We start from the raw sequence: 26,601 nt of genomic DNA on the forward strand, positions 1-26,601 counted from the left end.
GCAAGGACATATGTCCGTGCGTTCCTCGCACATGCATACGTACAGGACGCGTCCGGCACTCAGCGGTCGGAGGACGGGCCCCGGGGGACCCGGGGCACCGGCTCAGTCCATGACCTCGACGGTGACCCGGTTGGTCTCCACCCCGGCCGCCGTCACGACCTGCACCTCGACCGTACCGGGCTCCACCTCCACCGGGACAGGCACGGTCAGCGTCGTGTCCGACGGGTTGGCGAAGCCGCCGGGCACCGGCACCAGCGGGACGTGGACGTGGACCGCGCCGATCCGCACGACCATGCCGGCCAGCCGGTCCGGGGTGCCCGCGCCCGGGGGTACGAAGCCGGCGCCGCGGATCTCGATGTCGTCGCCGGTACGGATGGGGGCGTCCAGGTCCCCGGCCTCCCGGGCCCGGACGACCGACAGGACGACGGGCCGGCCGCCCTCCGCGTACTTGCCCGCGAAGTAGGTGGCGGCGGAGACGGCGGCGAGCAGGGCCAGCGCCCAGGGCAGGTCGGGGAGTTGCCCGGGCCGCCGGGCCAGCAGGACGGCGGAGAAGAGGACCGCGACCGCGTTGAGCAGCGCGTACTGGACGTCGGTGAAGGCGGCGCGCCCCGCGTCGTCGCAGAGCAGGTCGGCCAGGCGTGGCCGCTCGGCCCGTACCTTCTGGAGCCGCCGGCCGAGGACCCGCGAGGACACGACGTGCCGTACGACGACGGCGACGGCGCACACGACGGCCAGCACGGTCACCAGGCCGGCGCCCCGGGCCAGGTCGAGCCCGGCGATCAGGTCGTCGCGCCGGGACGTCCCCGACGCGCCCGCGAGCTGGAGCGCGAGGACGAGGACGGCGAAGACCACGAACAGCACCCAGGCGGAGGCGACCGTACGGGACGTGGAGAGCCGGTTGTCCTCGCCGATCAGCGGCGCGAGCAGGCCGCCCTTGGCGCGGTGCAGCCGGGCGGCGCCGGTCAGGAGCCCGGCGACCACGAGGGCCGCGAGCAGACCGGCCGTACGGGCCCCGGTCCACCCGGCGCCTATCGCGGTCGCCGTCTGCGCCAGCGCGAGGACCACGACCCCGCCCCAGACGACCTGGAGCGTGCGCAGCCACACCGCGTGCAGCCAGGCGTCGCCCGCCTCGCGGCTGCGGTCGGCCACCTCGCGGGCGGACTGGGTGAGTTCGTCGGAGACCCACTGGCGGGAGGCCCCCGCGGAGTGCGCGACGGCGGCGGGCAGCCCGTGCCCCGCGGCCAGTTCGTCGCGCTTCGCCAGGAACGCGGCCACGGCCCGCCGGTGCCCCTCGCGCGCTCCGTGCGGGCAGTCACCGCACGTACAGCCTCCGCCGTGCGCGCCCTGTCTCGCCTCTTGCACCGCCACGCCGAACGCCGCCCTTCCCCGGGAGTGAACATTCCGTCGCGGTGAACTTCCCTGCGACGCCCGGGAATTGTCCCGCACAAAGGGGCGCGGATGGGCCCCCGGGCCGGTCGGTCCGGGTGACGAGACGGTCACGTTGTTCGCGGTGCGGCCGCCGCCGCGCGACACAATGGGCGGCATGACTGACAACTCACCGCTGGTCGCCCTGCTCGGTCTGGAGAAGCACGTGGAGGGCGGCTGGTTCAAGGAGACCTGGCGGACCACCGGGACGGCCACCCCCGAGGGCTATCCGGGGCCGCGCGCCCACGCGACCGGGATCTACTTCCTGCTGCACCCCGGCGAGCGGTCGCGCCGCCACCGGGTGCGCTCGGACGAGGTGTGGCTGTGGCACCGGGGCGGGCCGCTGCGCCTGTACATCGGCGGTACGAAGGACGATCCGTCGGGCGCCGAGGAGCACCTGCTCGGGCCGGGCGTGGAGAACGGCGAGCGGCCGCAGCTGCTGGTGCCGGCCGGGGCGTGGCAGTCGGCGGAGCCGGCCGGGGACGAACCGGTGCTGGTGACGTGCGTGGTCGCGCCGGGCTTCGACTTCGCGGACTTCACGCTGGACCCGGCGGACCCGCCGCCGTCGGCGGGCTGATCCGCGGGGGACGCGGTCCGCGGCCGGTCAGTCGAGGACGGCGTCCAGGGAGACGACCGGGAACTTGCGCGAGGTCCGCTTCTCGTACTCGTGCGCGTCGGGCCAGTACTCCGTCCACACGCCGTACAGCTCGGCCCATCGCGGATCCGAGGGCCGTACGACGGTCGCCTTCGCCCGGATCGTGCGCTCGCCCACCTCCAGCGTCACCTCGTCCATCTCCGCGACGTTGGCGACCCACAGCGGTTCCCTCTCCGCGCCGCCCTCGGAGGCGCAGACCAGGAGACTGCCGTGGTGGGTGGCGTAGACCAGGGGTTTCACCCGCTCGGCGCCGCTCTTCCTGCCGATCGTGTGCATCAGGAGCAGGTGCTTGCCCGCGAAGCGGCCGCCCACCACACCGTGGTGCGAGCGGAACTCGTCGATGACCGTCGCGTTGTAATCACTCATGTGTTCATGGTCCCCACGGGCATCAGGGGCCGCAACGCGGGGGCGGCGCCGTCCGGCGCCGCCCCCGCCCCGCTCACTCCCACTCGATGGTGCCCGGCGGCTTGCTCGTCACGTCCAGGACCACCCGGTTGACGTCGGCGACCTCGTTGGTGATGCGGGTCGAGATCTTCGCCAGCACGTCGTACGGCATCCGCGTCCAGTCGGCGGTCATCGCGTCCTCGGACGAGACGGGCCTGAGCACGATCGGGTGTCCGTACGTCCGGCCGTCGCCCTGCACGCCCACGGAGCGCACGTCGGCGAGCAGGACCACCGGGCACTGCCAGATCTCCCGGTCGAGACCGGCGAGGGTCAGCTCCTCGCGCGCGATGGCGTCCGCCGCGCGCAGCAGGTCGAGCCGCTCCCTGGTGACCTCGCCGACGATCCGGATGCCGAGCCCGGGGCCGGGGAAGGGCTGGCGCTGGACGATCTCGTCCGGCAGGCCGAGCTCCTGGCCGACCATCCGGACCTCGTCCTTGAACAGCTTGCGCAGCGGTTCGATCAGCTGGAACTCGATGTCGTCGGGCAGCCCGCCGACGTTGTGGTGCGACTTGATGTTGGCGGTGCCGCTGCCGCCGCCGGACTCCACGACGTCCGGGTAGAGCGTGCCCTGGACGAGGAACGCGACGTCCTCGCCCTCGGCGCCCGCCTCCGCGACGATCTCCGCCTGGGCCTGCTCGAAGACCCGGATGAACTCGCGGCCGATGATCTTCCGCTTCTGCTCGGGGTCCGAGACCCCGGCGAGCGCGGTGAGGAAGCGCTCCTCGGCGTCGACGACCTTGAGCTGGACGCCGGTCGCGGCGACGAAGTCCTTCTCGACCTGCTCGGTCTCGCCCTGGCGCATCAGGCCGTGGTCGACGTACACGCAGGTCAGCTGGGAACCGATGGCCTTCTGTACGAGGGCGGCGGCGACGGCGGAGTCCACGCCGCCCGACAGCCCGCAGATGGCGCGCTTGGTGCCGACCTGCTCACGGATGAGGGCGACCTGCTCGTCCACGACGTTGGTGGTGGTCCAGGTCGGCTCGATGCCGGCGCCCCGGTAGAGGAAGTGCTCCAGGACCTGCTGGCCGTACGTGGAGTGCATCACCTCGGGGTGGTGCTGGACGCCGTAGAGCTTCTTCTCGTCGTTCTCGAAGGCCGCGACCGGCACGACCTCCGTGGACGCGGTGACGGTGAAGCCCTCGGGGGCGGCGGAGCAGGCGTCGCCGTGCGACATCCAGACGGCCTGCTCGGCGGGGGTGCCCTCGAAGAGCGTGGAGCCGGTCTGGGAGACGTGCAGAGGGGTACGGCCGTACTCGCGCGCCCCCGTGTTGTCGACGGTCCCGCCGAGGGCCGTCGCCATCAGCTGGAAGCCGTAGCACATGCCGAAGACGGGCACGCCCGCCTCGAAGATCTCGCGGTCCAGCCGCGGCGCCCCTTCCGCGTACACGGAGGACGGGCCGCCGGAGAGGATGATCGCCCGGGGCTTCCTGGCCAGCATCTCGGCCACCGGCATCGTGGACGGGACGATCTCGCTGTACACCCGGGCCTCGCGGACGCGGCGGGCGATGAGCTGGGCGTACTGCGCGCCGAAGTCGACGACGAGAACGACGTCGGGGGCGGCGGGGGGTGCTGCGGGCACGGGCGGCCTTCCGGCGGTGGCGAGTGCGGGGTCCTGGGTCCCCTGGATTTCCCCTCGATTCTAACGGGGCCCGGGACGCCGCTAGACTGTGCTCATGCGCAAGCACTCGACCTTCGTCTTTACCTATGGCACCGGCCCGTCCGGCTGCCATGGTCGTGCTGCTTGAACTGACAAGCGACTTCCCAGGCGCCCCGGGCCTTCAGGCTCCGGGGCGTCTGTCGCGTTCGGGGCCGTACGGCCGGGCACGACCCGAACGAGGACACCATGCCGGACCCCACGACCACGAACCCCACCCCTTCCGCGACCCCTTCTCCCGCGGCCGACACCACGGGCGCCCGCACCCCCGAGGCGGCGGAGCTGATCGGCGGCGCGCGGGAGCGCATCGACGCCCTGGACGAGCGGATCATCGGCCTCGTACAGGAACGGATGGCGGTCTCCGCGGCCGTCCAGCGGGCGCGGATGACCTCGGGCGGCCGCCGCATCCACCTGTCCCGCGAGAACGAGATCCTCGGCCACTACAGGGAAGCGCTGGGCAGGCCCGGTACGGCACTGGCGATGACCCTGCTGGAGCTGAGCCGGGGCCGCGCCTGACCTCGCACGCGCGTGCGGGCCCCGCCTCACCCGTACGGCGCGTGACCGGTTCGTACGGGCCTTCGTTGGACCGTGCGTCCGTGAGCGTGTGGCGTGCCGCACCGGCACGCCGTGGGACCGCGCCCCCGGCGCCCGTGACCGGTAGGCAGGGGACAGCAGCCCGGTCACCCAAGGCCGGGCGGTCCGGGGACGCCCGGGCCGCCCGGCCTGATCAGGCCGGCTGCCACACCCAGTTGCGCCGCTCGTACAGCACCTCGAACCCGGCCCGCCGCATGTTGTGCAACGAGGAGTTGTGCTCGCCCGGGGCCTCCGCCCCGGTCTCCGCCACCAGCCACCCGCACCCCGCCGCCGCGGCGGCCCTCGCCCGCGCGGCCAGGAACGCCGACTGCGCGCCCCGCCGCCGCGCGTGCGGCAGCGTCGCCGCGCCGAAGAACTGCGCCGCGTCCCCGTGCACGTGCATCGTGGCCGTACCGACCAGCTCGCCGTCCAGCCACGCCCCGTACGGATGCCAGCCGGCGCGGCCGACACCCCCGGCGATCATCGCGCCGAGGTGCTCCTCCGGCATCCCGAAGCCCCGCATCATCAGCGCGCCCCACTCCGCCGCGTCCCGCGCCTCCACCGGCGCGACCCGCACCCCCGCCGCGGGCCGCCCGGGCTCCTCGGCGCGGGCCAGGGCCTCGTCGGTCGGACAGGCGAGCTTCACCCAGGCCGAACCCGCCGACAGGTTCTCCCTCGCGCAGATCTCGGACCAGTCCTCGGGCAGCACGGAAGGCGCCAGCTGCAACACGGCCAGCGGCGTCCCCCGCGACCGGTAGAAGGCGCAGACCTCCCCGATCAGGTCGGCGGTCACGGGCTCCTCGAAGCCGAAGCCGAGCGCCTTGCTCCAGTAGCGGGCCGGGTCGTCGCGGACCGAGAGCGCCACGCCGCCCCCGATCCTGGCGGCGTCCATGCCGAGCGCCGCCCGCACGCCCGGGGGCGCGGCGAGCTCGCCGTCGTACATGGCCTCGGCCTCGGACAGTTCGGGAAGACCCGGGGGCAGGGTTGGCGTCACGGTGTACCTCACAACAAGAACACGGAATGCACGCAGCATAGGCACACCGATGTGACGTACGACACTTCAGGATTCTGTGAAGGTCACGACAACCATTCGCTCCTGTCACAGGTCATGCATGCGTTGCGCGAAACGCGAGGGGCGCTGCACTCGGAGGGGGGTGCAGCGCCCTTCGCGTACGTTCACGACGCGGGCCGGGGCGGCCGGTCAGGCCGTCCCCGGCTCCGGCTTCCGCTTCGGCGGCACCTTGGGGACTTCCAGGAACGGCAGCCTCAGTGCGCCGAACGCCTCCGCCGGGACCGCCGGCGACCGCGGCGCCACCGCCGCCGGCCGGACGTACGCCGCGCCCTGCTCCGGACGCGGGTCGGGCTCGCCCTTGTTGGGCCAGAGCGCCATCGCCCGTTCCGCCTGGGCCGTGATCGTCAGCGACGGGTTGACGCCCAGGTTCGCCGAGACCGCGGAGCCGTCGACCACCGAGATGCCCGGATGCCCGTACAGCCGGTGGTACGGGTCGACGACCCCCTCGTCCGGCGAGGCGCCGATCACGCAGCCGCCGAGGAAGTGCGCGGTGAGCGGGGTGCCCATCAGCTCGCCGACGTTGCTGCCCGGGAAGCCGTTGATCTCCTCGGCGAGCAGCCGGGCGGCCCGCGCCGCCTCGGGTATCTGCTTCGGGTTAGGCGCGCCGTGTCCCTGGCGTGCCGTCAGCATGCCCTTCCCGACGCCGCCCGGTCTGCGGTACGTCGTCAGGGAGTTGTCGAGCGACTGCATCACCAGCCCGATGATCGTGCGCTCCGACCAGCGGCGGTTGGACAGCGAGCGGAGCAACTGCACCGGGTGGGCAAGGGCGTTGGCCAGCCAGGCCCGCACCCGCCGGTCGCTGTGGGGGACCTGGAGGACGGACAGCGCGCCCATCGCGTTGGAGCCCCGGCCGTAACGGACCGGCTCCACATGGGTGTGGGCGTCCGGGTGGATCGAGGACGTGATGGCGACCCCCCGGGTGAAGTCGGCCCTCGGCGTGCCGTGCCGGGCGCGGTAGCGCCGGTTGTCGGTCTGCGCGCCCACCAGGGCCTCGGAGTTGGTACGGGTCAGCTCGCCGAGCCGCGCCGGGATCCGGGGCAGCAGCCCCTCGTCCCGCATCGTGTGCAGCAGGGTCTGCGTGCCGTACGTCCCCGCCGCGATCACCACCTGGCGGGCCCGCAGGACGGTACGGGCGCGCCGCCTCCGCCTGCCTCGCGCGGCGGTCGGAACGGTGGTGACGCGGTGGCCGCCCGCCGGGTCCTCCGTGACGGCGACGACCGAGGTCATGGGGTGGACGACGGCCCCGGCCCGCTCGGCGAGGTACAAGTAGTTCTCGTTGAGGGTGTTCTTCGCGCCGTGGCGGCAGCCCGTCATGCACTCACCGCACTCGACGCAGGCGCGGCGCGGGGGGCCCGCGCCGCCGAAGTACGGGTCGTCGACGGTCGCTCCCGGCCGCGCCCTGGCCGTACCGTCCGCGTCGTCGCCGTCCCCGAAGAAGACGCCGACCGGGGCGAGATGGAAGGTGTCGCCGACTCCCATCGCCTCGGCCGCCGCCCTCAGGTGGACGTCGGAGGGGGTGACGGTCGGGTTGAGCCGGACCCCGAGCATGCGCCGCGCCTGGTCGTAGTACGGCCTCAACTCCCCCTCCCAGTCGGTGATCGAGGCCCATTGCGGGTCCTCGAAGAACGCGGCCGGGGGTACGTAGAGGGTGTTGGCGTAGTTGAGCGAGCCGCCGCCGACGCCCGCGCCGGCCAGCACCATCACATGGCCGAGGAGGTGGACGCGCTGGATGCCGTAGAGGCCGAGGGCCGGGGCCCAGAGGTAGTTCCTGAGGTCCCAGGAGTTCTTCGGGAGGCTCGCGCGGGTGAAGCGGCGGCCGGCCTCCAGGACGCCGACGCGGTAGCCCTTCTCCGTGAGCCGCAGCGCGGAGACCGCGCCGCCGAAGCCCGAACCGACCACGACGACGTCGTAGTCGTACGCGTGGTCCCCGTCCTCGCGCCCGTTCTCGCGCCCCTTTTCGTCCACGTGCTCGCCCACCCCCGCCGTCCTCTCAGTGCAGCCGGAACGCCTTCATCAGGCGCAGGCTCCGGGTCATGAGCGCCGCGTACTTCTCGTCGTCCATCCCGAACGCCGGCCCCAGCGGCAGGAGTCGCTGGTGCGCGATCGTCTGGGCCTCGGTGAACTTGAGGATGCCCTCCGCCCCGTGGCGCCGGCCGAGCCCCGAGTCCTTCATGCCGCCCATCGGCGCCCGGACGCTCCCGTACGCCGCCGCGTAGCCCTCGTTGATGTTGACCGTGCCGGCCCGCAGCCGCGCCGCGATCTCGTGGCCCCGGCGGGCGTCCTTCGTCCACACGCTCGCGTTGAGGCCGTACGCGGTGGAGTTGGCCAGTCCGATCACCTCGTCCTCGTCGCCGAAGCGGTAGACGGAGACCACCGGTCCGAACGTCTCCTCCGCGCACACCGTCATCGGCGCCTCGACCCCGTCGAGGATGGTCGGCTCGTAGAAGTACGGTCCGACGTCGGGCCTGGCCACCCCGCCCGCGACGAGGGTGGCGCCCTTGGCGACGGCCTCCTCGACGTGCCGGACGACCGTCCTGAGCTGGTTCTCGCCCGCGAGGGAGCCCATGTCGGCGCCGTACGCGAGAAAGTTGCCGAGGCGCATGGCCTTCGTCCGGGCGGCGAACCGCTCCACGAACGCGTCGGCCACCGACTCGTGCACGTACAACCGCTCGATGGAGATGCAGAGTTGGCCGGCGGAGGAGAAACAGGCCCGGACCGCGCCCGCGGCCGCCTTCTCCACGTCCGCGTCCCGCAGGACCAGCATGGCGTTCTTGCCGCCCAGCTCCAGCGAGGCGCCGATCAGCCGGTCGGCGGCGCCCCTGGCGACCTCGCGGCCGGTACGGGTCGAGCCGGTGAAGGAGACGTAGTCGGCGTGCTTCACGAGCTCCGGGCCGATCACCGGGCCCTCGCCCAGGACCACCTGGAAGACATCGGCGGGCAGCCCCGCCTCGACCAGCAGGTCACGGGCCCACAGGGCGGTGAGCGCGGTCTCGGTGTCGGGCTTCATCACCACGGCGTTCCCGGCGGCGAACGCGGGCAGCGCGTCCCCGGCGGACAGCTCCAGCGGGTAGTTCCAGGGCGCTATCTGCCCCACCACCCCCCGGGGCCCGCGCAGTTCGGTGACCTTCGTCAGGGTCGGCACGGCCCCGGTGTGGCGTCTGGGCCGCAGGTACGACGCGGCGTGGCGCCCGTAGTGCCGGGCCTCCACGGCCAGGCCCTGGACCTCCTCGTGCGCGTGCAGCCGCGCCTTGCCGGTCTCCAGCTGGATCAGGTCGAGCACCTCGGCCTGCCGCTCCAGCACCAGGTCGTGGAAGCGCAGCAGCACGGCGGCCCGCTGCCGTACGGGCAGCGCGGCCCAGAGCGGCTGGGCGGCGCGGGCGCGCGCGAACGCGGTCGCGACGTCCTCGGGGGTGGACTCGGGCAGGTCGGCCAGCTTCTCACCGGTGAACGGGCTGTGCCCGGCCGTCCGCCCGGACCCGACCACGCCGTGGGTCAGCTGGGCGATCACCTCGGGGGTGACCACGTCGGCGGCGGTACGCGCCCCGGCCGGGGCGGGGGCGACGGGGTTGGTCCCGAGAGCGGCGGGGGCCTGCGAATCGGTCATGGGCCCGAGCGTATGCCGCGCCCCCACCCTTTGGGTACCCGGCAGTAACCACTTCACTTCTCCGCGAGCAGCGGGGTGATCACCTCGCGGAGACCGTCGGCGCCGATCGCCCGGAGCGCGCGGGCCGCGATCCTTCCCTCACGGTCGAGGAAGATCGTGGACGGGAGCGTCTGGGGGTTGAGGGTGCCCTTGGGGAAGCCGTCGAGTATCAGCTTGCCCGTCGGGTCGTACAGGCTCGGGTACGGGAGGCCGAGGTCCTTCTGGAAGGCGAGGGCCGGGATCCGGTCGGGGTCGCGGGTGTCGATCCCGACGAACGCGACCCCCTTGCCCTCCGTCTCCTTCGCGACCTCCACGAAGTGCGGGGCCTCAGCGATGCAGGGCGGGCACCAGGAGCCCCAGACGTTGATCACGACCACCTGGCCCTTGCGGTCGGCGATGTCGAGCGGCCGCCCTTCGAGCGTCCTGCCGGCGAGCGCGCGGGGCAGGACCCGCTCCCCCGCCGGGACGACCGCGACACCGTCGGCACCCGCCGCGCCGCCCGTTCCCGTACCACCCCCGGACCCGCCGGCGTCGCACGCCGACAGGGCCAGCGCGACGGTGACGACCAGCGCGGTCAGCACGGCGGTACGGGGGGCACGGGAGGCGCCCGTACCGGAACGTCTCACCCGGTCTCCTCGGGCGGGGCTTCCCAACTGCGCAGCACGCGGTCGAACTGACGGCGCGTGGTCTCCCAGTCCTCCTCGGGACCCGACATGTACAGCGCGTACTCCGTCTCGCCGCTGTCCGAGAAGTACATCTGGTCGATGGCGTGCCGGGGGCCGGGGTGCCCCTGCTCCTCGTCCCAGGTGAACTCCCAGACCGCGGACAGGGTCTGGTCCCGGAACGTGTTCCGCTCCAGCCTGACCTTCTGGTAGGTCGCGCGCTTCTGGAACTGGTCCTCCAGGTCGAGCAGATGCGCGTACGGGTCGGGGAACTGCGGGGTGTCGACGCTGATCCGGATGAAGTGGTCGCCGTCGTCGGGCGTGTAGTCGATTTGGCTGCCGTCCGTCCGGCGCTCCCAGCCGTCGGGGACGTTGAGGCTGAATCCCGCGGGGTCCTCGACGCGGTGCCAGCCGGCCGGGACGGTCGGGTCCTTCTGGGGCCGGGGCGGGTCCTGCGCGTCCTGGGAGTCCTGGGGCTTCCCCTCCGTACCGCTCCCGTCCGTACCGCTCCCGCCGGACGTGGCGCCGCCGGAGACGCTCGGGCGCGGCTGCGCCGAATCGTCCGTGGAACCGCCCCACTTGAGGGCCGCGAAGCCACCGCCTGTGCCGAGGACCGCGGCGACCACGATCGCGATCACCGCGGTACGGCGCCGGCCGGGCCGGCGCGCGGGGCCGGGCGTCCCGGTCGGCGCCGGGGTGCCCGGCGGCGGGGTGGCGGAGGCGGGGAGCGGCGGCCCGAAGCCGGTCGGGGCGGGAGGGGCGGGCCCGGCGGGTACGGGCGTCGGGGGCGGCGTGCCCGCCTCGGGCGCGGGCGCGGGGAGGGGCGCGGTCACCTGCGTCGGCACGTACACCGGCTCCCCCGAGGACGTACGTCCCGCCGCCACGTCGCGCAGCATCATCTCGGTCTCGGCGGCGCCGGGCCGTACCGCCGGGTCCTTGGCCAGCAGCGCGGCGATCACCGGCTCCAGCTCCCCGGCCCGGTCGGCGCGGGGCGGCTCCTCCGTGACCACGGCCTGCATGGTCGACAGCGGTGACGTGCGGCGGAACGGCGAGACGCCTTGGACGGCGGTGTACAGCGTCACCCCGAGCGACCAGAGGTCGGAGGCGGGGCCGGGATCGGCGCCCCGGACCCGCTCGGGTGCCAAGTAGTCGATGGAGCCGACCAGTTCGCCGGTCCTGGTGATCGTGGCGTCGCCCTCGATCGCCGCGATGCCGAAGTCGGTGAGCAGGACGTTGCCGTCCCGCGCGAGCAGGACGTTCCCGGGCTTCACGTCGCGGTGCAGCACCCCGGCGCCGTGTGCGGCGCGCAGCGCGCCGAGCACCTGGAGGCCGATCCTGGTCGCCTCGCGCCAGTCGATGCGCCCGGCGTCCTTGGCGGCGTCGGCGAGCGAGGGGCCGTCCACGTACTGCATGACGATCCAGGGCCGGCCGTCGTGGTCGAGGACGTCGTGCACGGTCACCACACCGGGGTGGGTGATCCGGGCGGCGGCCCGGGCCTCCTTCTGCGTGCGCTGGTGCAGTACGGCCCGGTCGGCCTCGTTGACGTACCGTCCGGCGGTCAGCTCCTTCACCGCGACCGTGCGGTGCAGCACCTCGTCGTGTGCGCGCCACACCTTGCCCATGCCGCCGCTGCCGATGCACTCGCCCAGTCGGTACCGCCCGGCGAGCATCAGTCCGGCGCCGGTCTCCGCGCCCGTTCCCTGTGAGTGTTCCACGTCCCCCGCCCTGTTCCTTGCCCCCAGGTTACGGAGGGGAGGCGGGCGCGCGGAACCTCGGGTGGCCGACGGAGACGACACTGTGACGCCGGGGGCCGGGGGGCCGGGTGGGGACAACGGGCCCTGGGGAGTGCGGTGTCGGCGCTCCGGGACGTGTCCGGGCCGCGCTCCCGCCCCTCCCCGCGGGGCCCCCTCGCCCCGTCACGCGAAGGTCAGTCGGTCACCTGGTAGGCGGACGTGGCCTGCTGGTACATCTCGCTGACCCTGTCCCGCTGGCTGTCCGGGCCGATCACCTGGATGACGTGGTAGCGGCCCGCGATGACCACCGCGAGGTTGCGGACGTACACCTCACGGCCGTTGTTGTCCGTCCAGGTGAACTGCCCCTCCGCCATCGCCTGGCGGCCGACGTCGATCCGCCGCAGCCCGGAGGCGCTGGACCAGGAGGAGTCGCGGAACGGCTGGAGTTCCCGTTCCCTCTCGCGCTGGTAGACCATCGGGTCGGCGCCGTTGTCCGCGACGGAGTCCCGGCCGGGGACGACGATCAGCGTGAAGTCGCCGCCGACGTACCGGACCTGGCCGCTGTCGTTGATGGGACGCCGCTGCCAGTTCTCCCCGACGGCGATCCGGAATCCCTCGGGGTCCTGGCGCAGCGCGAAGCCCTTGGCGAGGTTGACCGCGGGTCCGGAGGCGGGCGGCGCGGACGGCTTCTTCGGCGGCGGATCCGCCTTCTCCGTACCGGACTTGTCCGGCTCGGACGTCCGCGGCCCGGGCGGCGGTGACCCGGCGGAGGAACCGGTGGGGGTCGCCTCGCCGACGCTCTGCCCCTGCTGCGGGTCGGCCTTCGGCATGAACATCACGGCGAAGGCGATGGCGGCGACGAGCAGCAGCAGGATCAGGATGAGCAGGGTGCGGCCGAGGGAGCGGGGCGTGCGGTTGCCGGGGCCGCGCGGGGAGCGCGACGACCGGTCGTACAGCTCCTCGGTCTCGTACTCCTGGCGGTCGAACTGCTGGCGGACGAACGGCTGGCGCTCGGTGCGGTACGACTCGTTCTCGACCCGCTCGTCGCGGTGGCCGCCGCTTTCGTACCGGGCCTCCCGCTCCTCCTGCCGGGGCTCGTGGCGCTGCTCGGCCGCGACGGCGGACCTGCCGCCGTCCTTCGCCGCGCGCTCCTTGCCCTTCTTGTGCCGGTGGCGTCCGCCGGTCAGGCCGCTGCGGCGCTTGCGCACCAGCTCGCCCCGGCGGCGCTTGATGGGCAGCCTGCCGTCGACGGACGGCACCTGGACGACGTCCAGACCCGCTTCCGGTTCGGGCGCCGACCGGACGAGCGAGCGCAGCCAGCCGCGCAGCTCCTCGAAGTCGGGCCGTTCCGTGGGGTCCTGGCGGAGCAGCGACTCGACGACGGGGCGCAGCGGGCCGCACTCCTCGGCGAAGGCGGGCGGTTCGGCGACGACGAGCTGGACCAGCTCGGCGGCGCTCTCCTCCGGGTACGGGGCGTGGCCCTGCACCGCGCGGTAGAGGAGCGCGCCGAGCGCCCACAGGTCGGTGGAGGGGCCGATGGGCGGGGCGAGTTGCCAATTCTCGTGGACGGGGCCCGCCTGCTCGGGGGCCCACCGCTCGGTGACGGCGCCGACGATCGCGATGCGCGCCTGGCGGGCCCGCTCGGCGGCGAGGGGCGTGGCGGGGCCGCGGTACGCCGGTACGGAACCGCTCGCCACGACGTCGTCCCAGCGCCCGGCGACGGCCTGGCCGCTGACGGCGGGGAGGTTCGGGGAGTGCCGCTGGGCGTCGGCGCGCAGCGCGTCGCGGGCGCCACTGGGATGCCAGCTCCCGCTGCCGGGGCCGGTGTACGGGGTGTCGCCGCTCCGCGCCATGGCCGCGCCCGGCGTACCACCGCCGCCGGCGGGCAGCGCGGGGCGCCCGCCGCCGGCCGGCCGCCGGGGTCCGTCCCCGCCGGGCCCGTACGTTCCGTCGCGACCGTCCCCGGACGCGGGCCCGTGCGGCGCGGCGCCCGGCTGCCCCGTACCGCCGCCCGTGCCGAACGGGCCTTGTGCGTGCGGGCCGTAGGGGTTGCCGCCGCCCGCCGGGACGGAGCCCGACGAGTCGTTCCAGGGGGCCGGGCCGTCGCGCCAGGTGCCGGCCAGCTCCGCGCGGTACGGCAGCGGCGGGTCGTCGTCGTTCTCGTCGTCGTCCGCGTAGGCGTCGGCGTCCTCGGCGTGGTGGCGGTCGTCCGCCCGCGGCGGCTGCGCCCACCAGTCCTGGCCGGGCCCGCCGCCGCCCGGTGCGTTGGCGCCGGGTCCGTTGGCGCCGGGTCCGTTGCCGCCGGGTCCGTTGCCGCCGGGCGCGCCTGCGCCCGGTCCGGTGGCGCCCGGCCCCGCGGCGCCCGGTCCGTTGCCGTCCGGCTGCCTCGGGACGGCCAGGGGCACCGGGCCCGTGTCGGCCGCGCGCTGCTGCTCCTCCGTCACGCGGGCGGCGGCCCGCGCCCCCGCGCGGTACGCGGCGATCGCGCCCGCGCGCGCCGCGCGGATGTCCCCCGACGCGCTGCCGCCGCCGGGCAGCGCCGGCTGGCCGCCGAAGGGCGCCGGGATGCCCGGCGTGCCGTGCTGGGGGCGGGGCATCGCGCCGGACGTCCCGGACGACCCGCCGTACGGCACCCCGGCCGTCTGCCCCGGCACCTCGGGGGCCGCCGTACCGCCGTACCCGTAGCCGTACCCGGCCTGTCCCCGCTCCGGGCGCGGCAGCCCCGGCAGCCCGGGCTCCCCCTGCTCGGAACCCTGGAGCTCGGAACCCTGGAGCTCGGCGCCCTGAGCCCCGGGACCGTACGCCTCGGGAATCTCGTGGGGCGCGGGAATCTCGTAGGACGCGGGGCTCTCGTGGGGCGCCTGGATCGCGTGGGGCTCGGGAGCCTCGGCCGCCACGTCCTGCCCGGCCTCCCACGACGCGCCCGGCTGTTCCCCGGCGGGCTCGGGCGGGAGCGGCATGCCCGGCACCCCGGGCGCCACCGGCACCGGCGCGTACCCGCAGAGCGCCTCCTCCGCCGCTCCCGCCGCGAGGCCGGTCAGCACCACCCGCCCGTCGTCGCAGACGAGCACGGTGCGCGCGGTGATGTTGCGGTGCGTCCAGCCGTGGCCGTGGAGCACCCGCACGGCGGTGAGCACGTCGGCCGCGATCTCCGCGGCCCGGTACGGGTTGAGGGGCCTCTCGGCGAGCAGCGCCGCCAGCGGCCGCGCCGTGATCAGTTCGCTGACGATCCACAGCGACCCGGACTCCGCGAACACGTCGAAGACCTGGTCGAGCCGGGGGTGGTCGGGGATCTGCGCGGCGCTCTGCGCGGCCTCGATGGCCCGCCGCACCGCCGGGTCGGTCGGCCTGCGCGGCTCCCGCCCCGAGGCGCGCCGGGGCGTCGCGCCGCCGTCCGCGTCGATGACCTCCGCCTCGACGACCTCGGGCAACGGCACCTGCCGTACCAGGACTTCCTGGCCGCTGTACGTGTCGAAGGCCCGGGTCTCGGCGAGTTCGTACTCGTCGGAGGGGGGCAGGGGAAGGCGATAGCGGTCGGCCAGCACCCGTCCCGCGTAGTCGTCCACAGCGCCTCCCCACACACGTGCCGTCTCCCGGTCCCGGAGACCCGCGAAACCGCCAATTCCGGTCGTTTACCGGCCCATTGTGGATGCGTACGGTTCGCGACCTCTCACGATACGTGGCCGCGGGCAAACGCGCCGCAGGGTCGCGGCAACCCGTACGGGAACGTTCGGATCCCACCGGCCGAACAGGCGGCCTTGACACCCAGAACCCGCTGCTCCGGAGGAGGTTGCCCGCCCGGCGGCCGTTCAGTCCTTCGGCTTGAACGTCTTGAAGGCCGTCTCACGCAGGGTCCGGCACTCCGCGCCGTCCCATTCGCTGTCCTTGCAGCGGATCAGGATGGCGTACCCGTGGCCGCTGTCGACCCGGAAGCCGCGGTTGAGGGCCCGCGCCCGCTGGCCGTTCTCCGTATAGCGCCACTGCCAGTCGGCGACCGTCGGGTAGCCGTTGTACGAGACGGTCTCGATGCCGAGGTCCTCGTAGCCGGGGATGCCGCTTCGTATCGCCTGCCGCTGCTGGACCCACGAGGCCTTGGCGTCGGTGCCGGGGCTGCTGGTGTAGTCGATCTGGACGCGCGGGAGGCCGCCGCTGACCAGGCTGTACTTGCCGCCGGAGTTCTGCCCCGCGATCCCGTGCTTCTTGTATCCCTCGGGCAGGGCCATCGTGAAGTGGAACTGGGTGTCCGTGACCGTCGCGTACCCGGCCGGTATCGCCCCGCCACCGCCCTTGCCCTTGCCTTCGCCGCCCTTGCCACTGCCCTTGCCGCTGTCGGACGAACCGGAGTTGTCCTGCGCGTCGCCGCCCTTGTCGTCCGCGGAACCGGCGGAGGCGGCGGAGTCCGTCGCGGCGCCGGAGGGCTCGGCGTCGGCGCTCTTCCCGCCGTTGGGCTCCGCGCTCCCGTCCTTGCCGGTGTCCTTGCCGTCGTCCTCGGTGCCGGCCGCGGCCCCGGCGGAGGAGGAGGCGCCCTTGCCCTGGTCCGTGCCCCCGTCGGGGCCCCCGCCCAGCGAGACAGCGAGGATCGTGCCCAGGACGGCGAGGACGGCGACGATCCCGATGATGATCAGCGTGCGCCGGGGCACCACATCGGTGAGCGAGGCCTTCGGCGGGGCGGGCCGGGCCGGGGCGAGCGGCTCGGGAGCGGGGGCCGTTCTGACCGCCGCCGACGCGCTCCGTACGGAGGAACGCAGCGCCCCGCGCACCCGGTCGGCCGACGCCTCGCCCGAAGGCCTGGCGGGCCTGCCCTGCTTGACGAGCTTGTCGCGGCCCGGCACGGGCGGCAGCGGGACGACCCGGGTGGCCTCGGGACCCGGCTCGGGCTCGACGGGCCGGTCGGGCGCGTCGACGACGGCCTGGAGCAGCGCCCGCGCGCCGCTGTCGTCCAGTCGCCGTTCGGGGTCCTTGTCGAGCAGGCCGTAGATGACGTCCGTGAGCGGCCCGGCGTGCTTGGGCGGCTCCAGCGGCTCGGTCATCACGGCCGTGAGCGTGGCGATCGCGGAACCCTTGTCGTACGGCGGGCTGCCCTCGACCGACGCGTACAGCAGCCCGCCCAGCGACCAGAGGTCGGCGGCGGGGCCCGGCTTGTGGCCGCGGGCGCGCTCGGGCGAGATGTACGAGGGGGCGCCGACGAGCATGCCCGTCGAGGTGACCGAGGGGTCGCCCTCGACCTGCGCGATGCCGAAGTCGGTGAGGACCACCCGCCCGTCCTCGGCGATCAGCACGTTCGACGGCTTCACGTCGCGGTGCAGGATGCCCTCGCGGTGGGCGGAGCGCAGCACGTCGAGGACGGCGAGTCCCACCTCGGCCGCGCGCCGGGGCGACAGCAGGCCGTCCTCACGGACGGCCTCGGCGAGGGACTTGCCCTCGACCAGCTCCATGACGATCCAGGGGCGGTCGTCCTCGTCCACGACGTCGAAGACGGTGACCGCGCCGTTGTTGCGGATCCGGGCGATCGCCTTGGCCTCGCGCAGCGTGCGGGTGATGAGCCGGCGCTTCTCGTCGTCGTCGATGCTGGAGGGGAAGCGCAGCTCCTTCACCGCGACCGTACGACCGAGCATCTCGTCGAGCGCGCGCCAGACCGTGCCCATGCCACCGCGCCCGAGGACGGCGCCGAGCCGGTACCTGCCCGCGAGCAGGCGTCCCTCGGGGCTCCCGTCGGCGCTCTTCTCCGCGTCCTGACCGGGCTCGTCCCGCTGGGGCTCCTGCGCCGTGTCCCGCGACTGCTCCGCCTCCGACATGCGTCCCCTCTGCGATCCCTGATCCTGGCCCGCGACTGCCACCCGCACACGTGCTGCCGTAACGCGCCCTGGCAGAGCCTTCATTGTCCCTCACTCCGGGACCACCACTGATCCCGGGTCCGCCGTCGACCGGGAGGGAGACACGGTGAGGGACCCCCACCATGCCACTACCCCCGGCCTCGTTGATCACCCGGCAGGTCAGAGCCCTGTTCGGAAACGGAACGGACGTGCCCGCGGCCCGGCGGGGCGCCCTGACCGGAAAGAGCCGGCCGGATCCCTCCCGTCAGATCGGCAGGATGTCCGGAGCGCCCAGCCGCGCCGCGTCCGCTGTCAGGTCGTCAGGCTGCCGCTGCGACTCGCGCTCCGCCTCCACCCTCTTCTCGTAGTGCTCGACCTCCCGCTCCACCCGGTCCTTGTCCCAGCCGAGGACCGGCGCCATCAGCTCGGCGCACTCGCGCGCGCTGCGCGTGCCCCGGTCGAACGTCTCGATGGAGATCCTCGTCCGCCGGGTCATGACGTCGTCGAGATGGCGCGCCCCCTCGTGCGACGCGGCGTAGACGACCTCGGCCCGCAGGTAGTCCTCGGCGCCGGTCAGCGGCTCGCCCAGGCCCGGGTCGGCGGCGATCAGCTCCAACAGCTCCTCGGTGAGCGTCCCGTAGCGGTTCAGGAGGTGCTCCACCCGGACCACGTGCAGGCCGGTGCGCGCGGCGATCCTCGCCCGCGCGTTCCACAGCGCGTGGTACCCCTCCGCGCCGAGCAGCGGCACGTCCTCCGTGACGCACTCCGCCACCCGCTGGTCGAGGCCGTGCACCGCCTCGTCCACGGCGTCCTTCGCCATCACCCGGTACGTCGTGTACTTGCCGCCGGCCACGACGACCATGCCCGGCACCGGGTGCGCGACGGTGTGCTCGCGGGAGAGCTTGCTCGTGGCGTCCGACTCCCCGGCGAGCAGCGGGCGCAGCCCCGCGTACACCCCCTGGACGTCGTCCCGGGTCAGCGGGGTCCGCAGGACCGCGTTCACGTGCTCCAGCACGTAGTCGATGTCCGCGCTGGAGGCCGCCGGATGGGCCTTGTCCAGGTCCCAGTCGGTGTCGGTAGTGCCCACGATCCAGTGGCGGCCCCACGGGATGACGAACAGCACCGACTTCTCCGTGCGCAGGATCAGGCCCGTCGAGGAGTGGATGCGGTCCTTGGGCACGACCAGGTGGATGCCCTTGGAGGCGCGGACGTGGAACTGCCCCCGCTCGGCGATCAGCGCCTGGGTGTCGTCCGTCCACACCCCGGTCGCGTTGACCACCTGCTTGGCGCGGATCTCGTACTCCCCGCCGGCCTCCTCGTCCCGCACCCGCGCGCCGACGACCCGCTCGCCCTCGCGCAGGAAGCCGACGACCCGGGCGCGGGAGGCGACCTGCGCGCCGTACGTCGCCGCCGTGCGGACCAGCGTCGCCACGTACCGCGCGTCGTCCATCTGCGCGTCGTAGTACTGCAACGCCCCCACCAGGGCGTCCTTCTTGAGGCAGGGCGCCACCCGCATCGCGCGGCGGCGCGAGAGGTGACGGTGCGTCGGCAGACCGCGGCCGTGCCCGGACGACACGGACATCGCGTCGTACAGCGCCACGCCCGAGCCCGCGTACAGCCGCTCCCAGCCCTTGTGCTGCAACGGGTAGAGGAAGGCGACCGGCTTGACCAGGTGCGGCGCGAGCTTCTCCAGCAGCAGGCCGCGCTCCTTGAGCGCTTCCCGTACGAGGGCGAAGTCGAGCATCTCCAGGTAGCGCAGGCCGCCGTGGATCAGCTTGCTCGACCGGCTGGACGTGCCGGACGCCCAGTCGCGGGCCTCGACGAGGCCGGTGGACAGGCCGCGGGTCGCCGCGTCCAGCGCGGTCCCCGCGCCGACCACCCCCGCGCCCACCACCAGCACGTCCAGCTCGCGTTCGGCCATCGCCGCGAGCGCCTGGGCGCGCTCCGCAGGTCCCAGTGTCGCTGTCTTCACCGCTGCCTCCCGTCGTCCCCCGAGTGGGTCGGACTCCGCGCGCCCGGCGGTGCCGGGCCCACGGATCGATTCTGTCCGCAGACCCGGACTTCAGCCACCGCCTGTGGACAACGCCGGCCGACGGCCACACGACTCAGCGGAAAACCCGGCACTCCCGGGCCCCGCAATGCCGCATATCGGTCATATTTACGCCTAGTCTGACAGTGCGCTTGCTCGTTCTGTCCACACGGCTTGCGTTCACTGTCCACTCCGGTTAAGGGAAGGGCGGCCACCGCCATGCCCGCAGATCTCGCCGTCATCGGACTCGGCCATCTCGGCCTGCCCCTCGCCCAGGCCGCCGTAGCCGCCGGGATCGACACCATCGGCTACGACACCGACTCCACCCCCGTCGCACGGCTCGCGGCCGGCCACCCCCCGGTCGAGGGCTCGCTCAGCGCCTCCGACATCCGCCGGATGCTCTCGGGGGGCTTCCGGCCGACGACCAACCCGACCGAGCTGGGCCGGGTCCGTACCGCCGTGATCTGCGCGCCCACCCCCCTCGGGGCGGACCGCACCCCCGACCTCACCGCCATCGGCGACGCGGCCCGCGCCCTGGCGCCCCGGCTGCGCCCCAACACCACCGTCCTGCTCGAATCGCCCGCCGCGCCCGGCACGACCGAGGGCTTCCTGCGCGCCGTCCTGGAGGAGGGCTCGGGGCTCAGGGCCGGACGCGACTTCCACCTCGCGTACTCCCCCGGCCGGATCGACCCGGGCAACCGCACCCACGGCTACGCCAACACGCCCAAGGTCATCGGCGGCCTCACCCCCGCCTGCACCGAATCGGCCGCCGCCTTCTACGGACGCCTCACCGACAAGGTCGTCCGGGCCCGCGGGCCGCGCGAGGCCGAGACCGTCAAACTCCTGGAAACGAACTTCCGGCACGTCAACATCGCCCTCGTCAACGAGATGGCGGTGCTCTGCCACGACCTCGGCGTCGACCTCTGGGACGTCATCCGCTGCGCCGAGACCAAGCCCTTCGGCTTCCAGGCGTTCCGCCCGGGCCCCGGCGTCGGCGGCCACGGCGAGCCGATGGACCCCAGCTACCTCCCGCACGCGGGCCGCACCCCCGGGCACCCCCTGCGGATGGTGGGCCTGGCCCAGGAGATCAACACGCGGATGCCGCAGTACGTCATCCAGCGCTGCGCCACCCTCCTCAACGAGCACGGCAAGTCCGCGCGCGGCGCGCGCGTGCTGCTGCTGGGCGTCACCTACAAGCCGGACCTGGCCGACCAGGAGAGCTCCCCGGCCACCGAGATCGCCTGCCGCCTGACGGACCTGGGCGCGGTGGTCAGCTACCACGACCCGTACGTCCCCGACTGGCGCGTCCGCGACGTCCCCGTCCCCCGCGCGGACTCCCTCTACGAGGCGGCGGCCAACGCGGACCTGACGGTCCTCCTCCAGAACCACCGCACCTACGACCTCCAGGGCCTCGCGGTAAAGGCCCAACTACTCCTGGACACCCGAGGAGCAAGCCCGGCGGGCGCGGCGTACCGACTCTGAAAAGGGCGGGGGCGTGTCGGACCTGGCTGCTACTGTCCAGGGCCATTGTGCGCAGGTCATGCGCACGACACTTCCCTGGGGGGATTCGCATCATGAGCCAGCCCGTTCCGCCACCCGGCAATCCGTTCGCCGAGGGCGCCGTCCCGCCGGCGCCGTTCGTCCCGCCGCCGCCCGCGCGGAACAACGTGGGCCTCGGCCTCGCGGCCGCCCTGGGCGCCGCACTCGTCGCAGCCGGGGTCTACGGGGGAATCGTCGGGGCCATCGAGCGCGAGATCGGCTTCCTCGCCATCGGCGTCGGCTACCTCGTCGGTCTCGCTGCCGGCAAGGTCGGCGGGCCCAACCCGGCGCTGCCCGCCGCCGCCGCGGCGCTGTCGCTGGGTGCCGTCTACGTCGGCCAGCTCTTCGGCCTCGCGATCCTCATCGGTAAGGAGGTCGGCGTCGGCACGACGGAAGTCCTGCTCGACCACTTCGGCCTGCTGACCGAGGCGTGGAAGGAGGACGCGGACCCCATGAGCTTCCTGTTCTTCGCGATCGCCGCCTTCGCGGCGTTCTCGGGCGCCAAGAAGGCCGCTTCCTAAGGACGTACCGGCGACCGTACGGCCGGAAAAGGGGCTTGCCCGGACCGACAGCCCGGTCCGGGCAAGCCCCTTCGCGCAGTCGTACGACCCCGGCGCGACGCGCGACGCCTCAGCGGCGGTGCTGGGAGTCGCCCACCGCTACCTCGACGCGCTGGAACTCCTTGAGTTCGCTGTAGCCCGTCGTCGCCATCGCACGCTTCAGCGCGCCGAAGAAGTTCATCGACCCGTCCGGGCTGTGCGAGGGGCCCGTCAGGACCTCCTCCGTGCTCCCGACGATCCCCAGGTCCACCAGCTTGCCGCGCGGCACGTCCTCGTGGACGGCCTCCATGCCCCAGTGGTGCCCCTTGCCCGGCGCGTCCGACGCGCGCGCCAGCGGCGAGCCGATCATCACCGAGTCCGCGCCGCACGCGATCGCCTTCGGCAGGTCGCCGGACCAGCCGACCCCGCCGTCCGCGATGACGTGCACGTACCGCCCGCCGGACTCGTCCATGTAGTCCCGCCGCGCCGCCGCGACGTCCGCCACGGCCGTCGCCATCGGGACCTGGATGCCCAGCACGTTACGGGTCGTGTGCGCGGCGCCGCCGCCGAAGCCGACGAGCACCCCCGCCGCGCCCGTACGCATCAGGTGCAGCGCCGCCGTGTACGTGGCGCAGCCGCCGACGATGACCGGGACGTCCAGCTCGTAGATGAACTGCTTCAGGTTCAGCGGCTCGGCCGCCCCCGAGACGTGCTCGGCGGAGACCGTCGTCCCGCGGATGACGAAGATGTCGACCCCGGCGTCCACCACGGCCTTGGAGAACTGCGCGGTGCGCTGCGGGGAGAGCGCGGCCGCCGTGACCACCCCGGAGTCGCGCACCTCCTTGATACGGCGGCCGATCAGCTCTTCCTTGATCGGCTCGGCGTAGATCTCCTGGAGCCGGCGGTTGGCGGTCGCCTCCTCCAGACCGGCGATCTCGTCGAGCAGCGGCTGCGGGTCCTCGTAACGGGTCCACAGGCCTTCGAGGTTGAGCACCCCCAGGCCGCCCATCTCACCGATGCGGATCGCCGTCGCCGGGGAGACGATGGAGTCCATCGGAGCGGCCAGGAACGGCAGCTCGAACCGGTAGGCGTCGATCTGCCAGGCGATCGAGACCTCCTTCGGGTCCCGGGTGCGCCGGCTCGGGACGACGGCGATGTCGTCGAACGCGTACGCCCTGCGGCCGCGCTTGCCGCGCCCGATCTCGATCTCAGTCACGATGTGTGGCCTTTCCCTCTACGTCTGCCGGTCCAGTATCCCCGACGCACCCGTGAGGGGCGGGTCCGCTACCGGACCCGCCCCTCAGGGACACGCTGAACGATCAGTGCTGGTTGTAGTTCGGCGCCTCGACGGTCATCTGGATGTCGTGCGGGTGGCTCTCCTTGAGGCCCGCCGCGGTGATCCGGACGAACCGGCCCTTGTGCTCCATCTCGTCGATGGAGGCGGCCCCCACGTACCCCATGGTCTGGCGCAGTCCGCCGATCAGCTGGTGCAGCACGGCGCCGAGCGGGCCGCGGAACGGCACCTGGCCCTCGATGCCCTCGGGCACCAGCTTGTCGTCCGAGGACACCTCGCCCTGGAAGTAGCGGTCCTTCGAGTACGAACGGGCCTGGCCGCGCGACTGCATCGCGCCGAGCGAACCCATGCCCCGGTACGACTTGAACTGCTTGCCGTTGATGAACTGGAGCTCGCCCGGCGACTCCTCGCAGCCCGCGAGGAGGCTGCCCAGCATCACCGTGGAGGCACCGGCGGCCAGCGCCTTGCCGATGTCGCCCGAGTACTGGAGGCCGCCGTCGCCGATGACCGGGATGCCGGCCGCGCGGCAGACCACCGCGGCCTCGTAGATCGCCGTGACCTGCGGGACGCCGATACCGGCGACCACGCGGGTCGTGCAGATCGAACCGGGGCCCACGCCGACCTTCACGCCGTCCACCCCCGCGTCGATCAGCGCCTGCGCGCCGTCGCGGGTGGCGACGTTCCCGCCGATGACGTCCACCGGGACGCTCGACTTGATCTTGGACATCCAGCTCAGCGCGTTGCTGTTGTGGCCGTGCGAGGTGTCCACGACCAGGAAGTCGACCCCGGCGGCGACCAGCGCCTGGGACCGCTCCAGCGCCTCGGGGCTGGCGCCGACGGCGGCGCCGACGAGGAGCCGGCCCTCGCCGTCCTTCGCCGCGTTCGGGTACTTCTCCGCCTTGACGAAGTCCTTGACCGTGATGAGGCCCTTGAGGATGCCCGCGTCGTCGACCAGCGGCAGCTTCTCGATCTTGTGGCGCCGCAGCAGGTGCATGGCGTCCACGCCGGAGATGCCGACCTTGCCGGTGACGAGCGGCATGGGGGTCATGACCTCGCGCACCTGGCGGCCGCGGTCCGACTCGAAGGCCATGTCACGGTTGGTGACGATGCCGAGCAGCTTGCCCGCGCGGTCGGTGACCGGGACCCCGCTGATACGGAACTTGGCGCAGAGCTGGTCGGCCTCGGCCAGCGTCGCGTCGGGGTGCACCGTGATCGGGTCGGTGACCATGCCGGACTCGGAGCGCTTGACCAGGTCGACCTGGTTGGCCTGGTCGGCGATGGAGAGGTTGCGGTGCAGCACGCCCACGCCACCCTGCCGTGCCATGGCGATCGCCATGCGGGCCTCGGTGACCTTGTCCATCGCGGCGGAGAGCAGCGGGATGTTCACGCGGACGTTGCGGGAGACGAGGGACGAGGTGTCCACCTGGTTCGGCAGGACCTCCGAGGCGCCCGGCAGCAGCAGCACGTCGTCGTATGTCAGCCCGAGCGTCGCGAATTTCTCAGGCACTCCGTCGACGTATGCAGTCATGACACCTTCCCCAGATGGCTTGATCGGTGCGGATGTCCATGCTAACGGGCCGCGCGAGCGTCTCATTCCACGGTCAAGGTCACTGATCGGCTTTGTATGTTCGTACGGCTCCGATGACCGGCGACGACCACTTCCCGGTCCGGGAGGTGGCCGGATCGCCCACTCGCGGTCCTTCTCACGGTGCGGCTCACTGGTCGGCTCACTGTTCGGCCAGGGCGCGCAGTCTGCTGAGGGCCCGGTGCTGGGCGACTCTGACCGCGCCCGGGGACATGCCGAGCATCTGCCCGGTCTCCTCGGCGGTCAGGCCGACCGCGACCCGCAGCACGAGCAGTTCGCGCTGGTTCTCCGGCAGGTTGGCCAGGAGCTTCTTGGCCCATTCGGCGTCACTGCTGAGCAGCGCCCGCTCCTCGGGCCCGAGCGAATCGTCGGGGCGTTCCGGCATCTCGTCGGACGGGACGGCCGTGGATCCCGGGTGCCGCATGGCGGCGCGCTGGAGATCGGCGACCTTGTGCCCGGCGATCGCGAAGACGAACGCCTCGAAGGGGCGGCCGGTGTCGCGGTAGCGCGGCAGGGCCATCAGGACCGCGACGCAGACTTCCTGCGCGAGGTCTTCGGTGAAATGACGCGCGTCACCCGGCAGCCGGCTCAGCCGCGTCCGGCAGTAGCGCAGCGCGAGCGGGTGGACGCGGGCCAGGAGATCGTGCGTGGCCTGCTCGTCGCCGTCGACAGCACGATGAACGAGCGCACCGATCACCGTGGTCTCGTCATCGCGCATCGGTCCATGGTGCCTTGACGGCTCCTGATCAGTGGCACCGCGTCCGTAGTTGTGCACCGAAGCGTTATGAGCGGGTGCGGCAGAACTCATCCCCTGCGCCCTCCCCTCGCGCTCGTCCGACTCGTCCCCGAGGAACTCCACATCTTCAAGGATGCGGCATGGCGCGGGAAACGGTGGCGTACGGCAGTCCCCCAGGGGAAGCCGCCCCGCTCGCACAGGTCTTGTCGCCCGTAAGGGCCCCTGTCCGCGAGCGGGGCGGCACCCGCTGGGGACTGCCTCAGCGCACCAGGCCCCAGCGGAAGCCGAGGGCGACCGCGTGGGCGCGGTCCGAGGCGCCGAGCTTCTTGAAGAGCCGGCGCGCGTGGGTCTTGACCGTGTCCTCGGAGAGGAACAGCTCACGCCCGATCTCCGCGTTGGACCGGCCGTGGCTCATGCCTTCGAGCACCTGGATCTCGCGGGCGGTGAGCGTGGGCGCGGCGCCCATCTCGGCCGAGCGGAGCCGGCGCGGGGCGAGGCGCCAGGTCGGGTCCGCGAGCGCCTGCGTGACCGTCGCGCGCAACTCCGCGCGTGAGGCGTCCTTGTGCAGGTAGCCCCGGGCGCCGGCGGCGACCGCGAGCGCCACCCCGTCCAGGTCTTCCGCGACCGTGAGCATGATGATCCGGGCGCCCGGATCGGCGGACAGGAGCCGGCGGACCGTCTCGACACCGCCCAGGCCGGGCATCCGGACATCCATCAGGATCAGGTCCGACCGATCGGCGCCCCAGCGGCGGAGGACTTCCTCGCCGTTGGCCGCCGTCGTCACGCGCTCGACGCCGGGCACGGTCGCGACCGCGCGGCGGAGCGCCTCTCGGGCAAGCGGGGAGTCGTCGCAGACGAGGACGGATGTCATGACCGTCCTCCGCAGCTGATGCGCGTCACCTTGGGCCTCCAGGCTGAGTACATATCGTCACCTGTGCGATTGACGCTCTCGGACATGTGCCCGATCGCTCGTTCTCTCAACCGCCTCGCACATTCAACGACGGTCACTCGAAAGAGTTACGGGTCGGACGATCGACTTCGACACTCCCCGTGAGGGCCCGCGTACGCAACAGAGCGGCCCCGGCCACCTGCCACCCATCCCGAGCTATGCCCCATTTAGCGGCTTTTCTTCACTTTTGACGGTGTCTGACGCTAGATTCACCATGAGTCATATTTACATCTACTTAGATAGTAGATGTACGGTC

At 73.1% G+C, this 26,601-nt stretch carries 19 protein-coding genes; 4 read left to right on the forward strand and 15 right to left on the reverse strand.

From position 1 onward, the window contains the following. Positions 1-102: 102 nt before the first annotated feature. Complete coding sequence (locus HA039_RS12900) at positions 103-1,368, reverse strand: hypothetical protein (protein ID WP_167028380.1); 1,266 nt, start codon at positions 1,366-1,368, stop codon at positions 103-105. A 175-nt stretch (positions 1,369-1,543) separates the two neighbouring features. Between HA039_RS12900 and HA039_RS12905 the strand changes: the two genes are divergently transcribed. Continuing rightward, a complete protein-coding gene (locus HA039_RS12905; RefSeq protein ID WP_167028383.1) occupies positions 1,544-2,002 on the forward strand; it encodes a cupin domain-containing protein in 459 nt (152 codons plus the stop codon). 27 nt (positions 2,003-2,029) lie between these two features. On the opposite strand, the gene HA039_RS12910 is transcribed toward HA039_RS12905, so the two are convergent. Both HA039_RS12910 and guaA read right to left on the reverse strand, forming a co-directional pair. Continuing rightward, positions 2,030-2,446: a nitroreductase/quinone reductase family protein gene (locus HA039_RS12910; protein WP_167028386.1), complete on the reverse strand. Its 417-nt coding sequence runs from the start codon at positions 2,444-2,446 to the stop codon at positions 2,030-2,032. 73 nt (positions 2,447-2,519) lie between these two features. After that, positions 2,520-4,103, reverse strand: coding sequence for a glutamine-hydrolyzing GMP synthase (gene guaA / locus HA039_RS12915; protein WP_167028389.1), 1,584 nt, complete (start codon positions 4,101-4,103; stop codon positions 2,520-2,522). A gap of 264 nt (positions 4,104-4,367) precedes the next feature. Between guaA and HA039_RS12920 the strand changes: the two genes are divergently transcribed. Then, a complete protein-coding gene (locus HA039_RS12920; RefSeq protein WP_167028392.1) occupies positions 4,368-4,694 on the forward strand; it encodes a chorismate mutase in 327 nt (108 codons plus the stop codon). A gap of 211 nt (positions 4,695-4,905) precedes the next feature. Here HA039_RS12920 and HA039_RS12925 read toward each other — a convergent pair whose 3' ends face one another. The 8 genes from HA039_RS12925 to HA039_RS12960 all read right to left on the reverse strand — a co-directional run bounded on the left by HA039_RS12925 (position 4,906) and on the right by HA039_RS12960 (position 19,646). Continuing rightward, entirely contained in the window at positions 4,906-5,745 is an 840-nt protein-coding gene (locus HA039_RS12925; RefSeq protein WP_167028395.1) for a GNAT family N-acetyltransferase, read from the reverse strand. Positions 5,746-5,952: 207 nt separating this feature from the next. Beyond that, positions 5,953-7,800, reverse strand: a complete 1,848-nt coding sequence (locus HA039_RS12930; protein WP_167028398.1) for a GMC oxidoreductase — start codon at positions 7,798-7,800, stop codon at positions 5,953-5,955. 13 nt (positions 7,801-7,813) lie between these two features. After that, positions 7,814-9,427, reverse strand: coding sequence for a succinic semialdehyde dehydrogenase (locus HA039_RS12935; protein WP_167028401.1), 1,614 nt, complete (start codon positions 9,425-9,427; stop codon positions 7,814-7,816). Between the two features lie 53 nt (positions 9,428-9,480). Continuing rightward, on the reverse strand, positions 9,481-10,092 hold the full coding sequence (locus tag HA039_RS12940) for a TlpA family protein disulfide reductase (RefSeq protein WP_243869404.1): 612 nt from the start codon (positions 10,090-10,092) through the stop codon (positions 9,481-9,483). Continuing rightward, on the reverse strand, positions 10,089-11,798 hold the full coding sequence (locus HA039_RS12945) for a serine/threonine-protein kinase (protein ID WP_425086412.1): 1,710 nt from the start codon (positions 11,796-11,798) through the stop codon (positions 10,089-10,091). The genes HA039_RS12940 and HA039_RS12945 overlap by 4 nt, the downstream gene beginning before the upstream one ends. A gap of 257 nt (positions 11,799-12,055) precedes the next feature. Continuing rightward, entirely contained in the window at positions 12,056-15,427 is a 3,372-nt protein-coding gene (locus HA039_RS12950; protein WP_167028407.1) for a protein kinase, read from the reverse strand. 243 nt (positions 15,428-15,670) lie between these two features. Further along, positions 15,671-17,656 (reverse strand): serine/threonine-protein kinase, encoded by a 1,986-nt coding sequence (locus tag HA039_RS12955; RefSeq protein WP_167028410.1) that lies wholly within the window; start codon positions 17,654-17,656, stop codon positions 15,671-15,673. Positions 17,657-17,939: 283 nt separating this feature from the next. Beyond that, complete coding sequence (locus HA039_RS12960; RefSeq protein ID WP_167028413.1) at positions 17,940-19,646, reverse strand: glycerol-3-phosphate dehydrogenase/oxidase; 1,707 nt, start codon at positions 19,644-19,646, stop codon at positions 17,940-17,942. Between the two features lie 276 nt (positions 19,647-19,922). Here HA039_RS12960 and HA039_RS12965 point away from each other — a divergent pair, with 276 nt between their 5' ends. Together HA039_RS12965 and HA039_RS12970 are read left to right on the forward strand one after the other, a co-directional pair. Then, entirely contained in the window at positions 19,923-21,185 is a 1,263-nt protein-coding gene (locus tag HA039_RS12965) for a nucleotide sugar dehydrogenase (protein ID WP_167028416.1), read from the forward strand. A 92-nt stretch (positions 21,186-21,277) separates the two neighbouring features. After that, a complete protein-coding gene (locus tag HA039_RS12970; RefSeq protein WP_167028419.1) occupies positions 21,278-21,763 on the forward strand; it encodes a hypothetical protein in 486 nt (161 codons plus the stop codon). A 109-nt stretch (positions 21,764-21,872) separates the two neighbouring features. On the opposite strand, the gene HA039_RS12975 is transcribed toward HA039_RS12970, so the two are convergent. The 4 genes from HA039_RS12975 to HA039_RS12990 form a co-directional block, all read right to left on the reverse strand. Next, positions 21,873-22,997, reverse strand: a complete 1,125-nt coding sequence (locus HA039_RS12975; protein WP_167028422.1) for a GuaB3 family IMP dehydrogenase-related protein — start codon at positions 22,995-22,997, stop codon at positions 21,873-21,875. A gap of 103 nt (positions 22,998-23,100) precedes the next feature. After that, a complete protein-coding gene (gene guaB / locus HA039_RS12980) occupies positions 23,101-24,603 on the reverse strand; it encodes an IMP dehydrogenase (RefSeq protein ID WP_167028425.1) in 1,503 nt (500 codons plus the stop codon). 199 nt (positions 24,604-24,802) lie between these two features. Beyond that, positions 24,803-25,378 (reverse strand): sigma-70 family RNA polymerase sigma factor, encoded by a 576-nt coding sequence (locus tag HA039_RS12985; protein ID WP_161307647.1) that lies wholly within the window; start codon positions 25,376-25,378, stop codon positions 24,803-24,805. A gap of 277 nt (positions 25,379-25,655) precedes the next feature. After that, complete coding sequence (locus tag HA039_RS12990; RefSeq protein WP_003948568.1) at positions 25,656-26,267, reverse strand: response regulator transcription factor; 612 nt, start codon at positions 26,265-26,267, stop codon at positions 25,656-25,658. Positions 26,268-26,601: the final 334 nt, after the last annotated feature.

The sequence above is a fragment of the Streptomyces liangshanensis genome (genome assembly GCF_011694815.1).
Classification (GTDB): Bacteria; Actinomycetota; Actinomycetes; order Streptomycetales; family Streptomycetaceae; genus Streptomyces; species Streptomyces liangshanensis.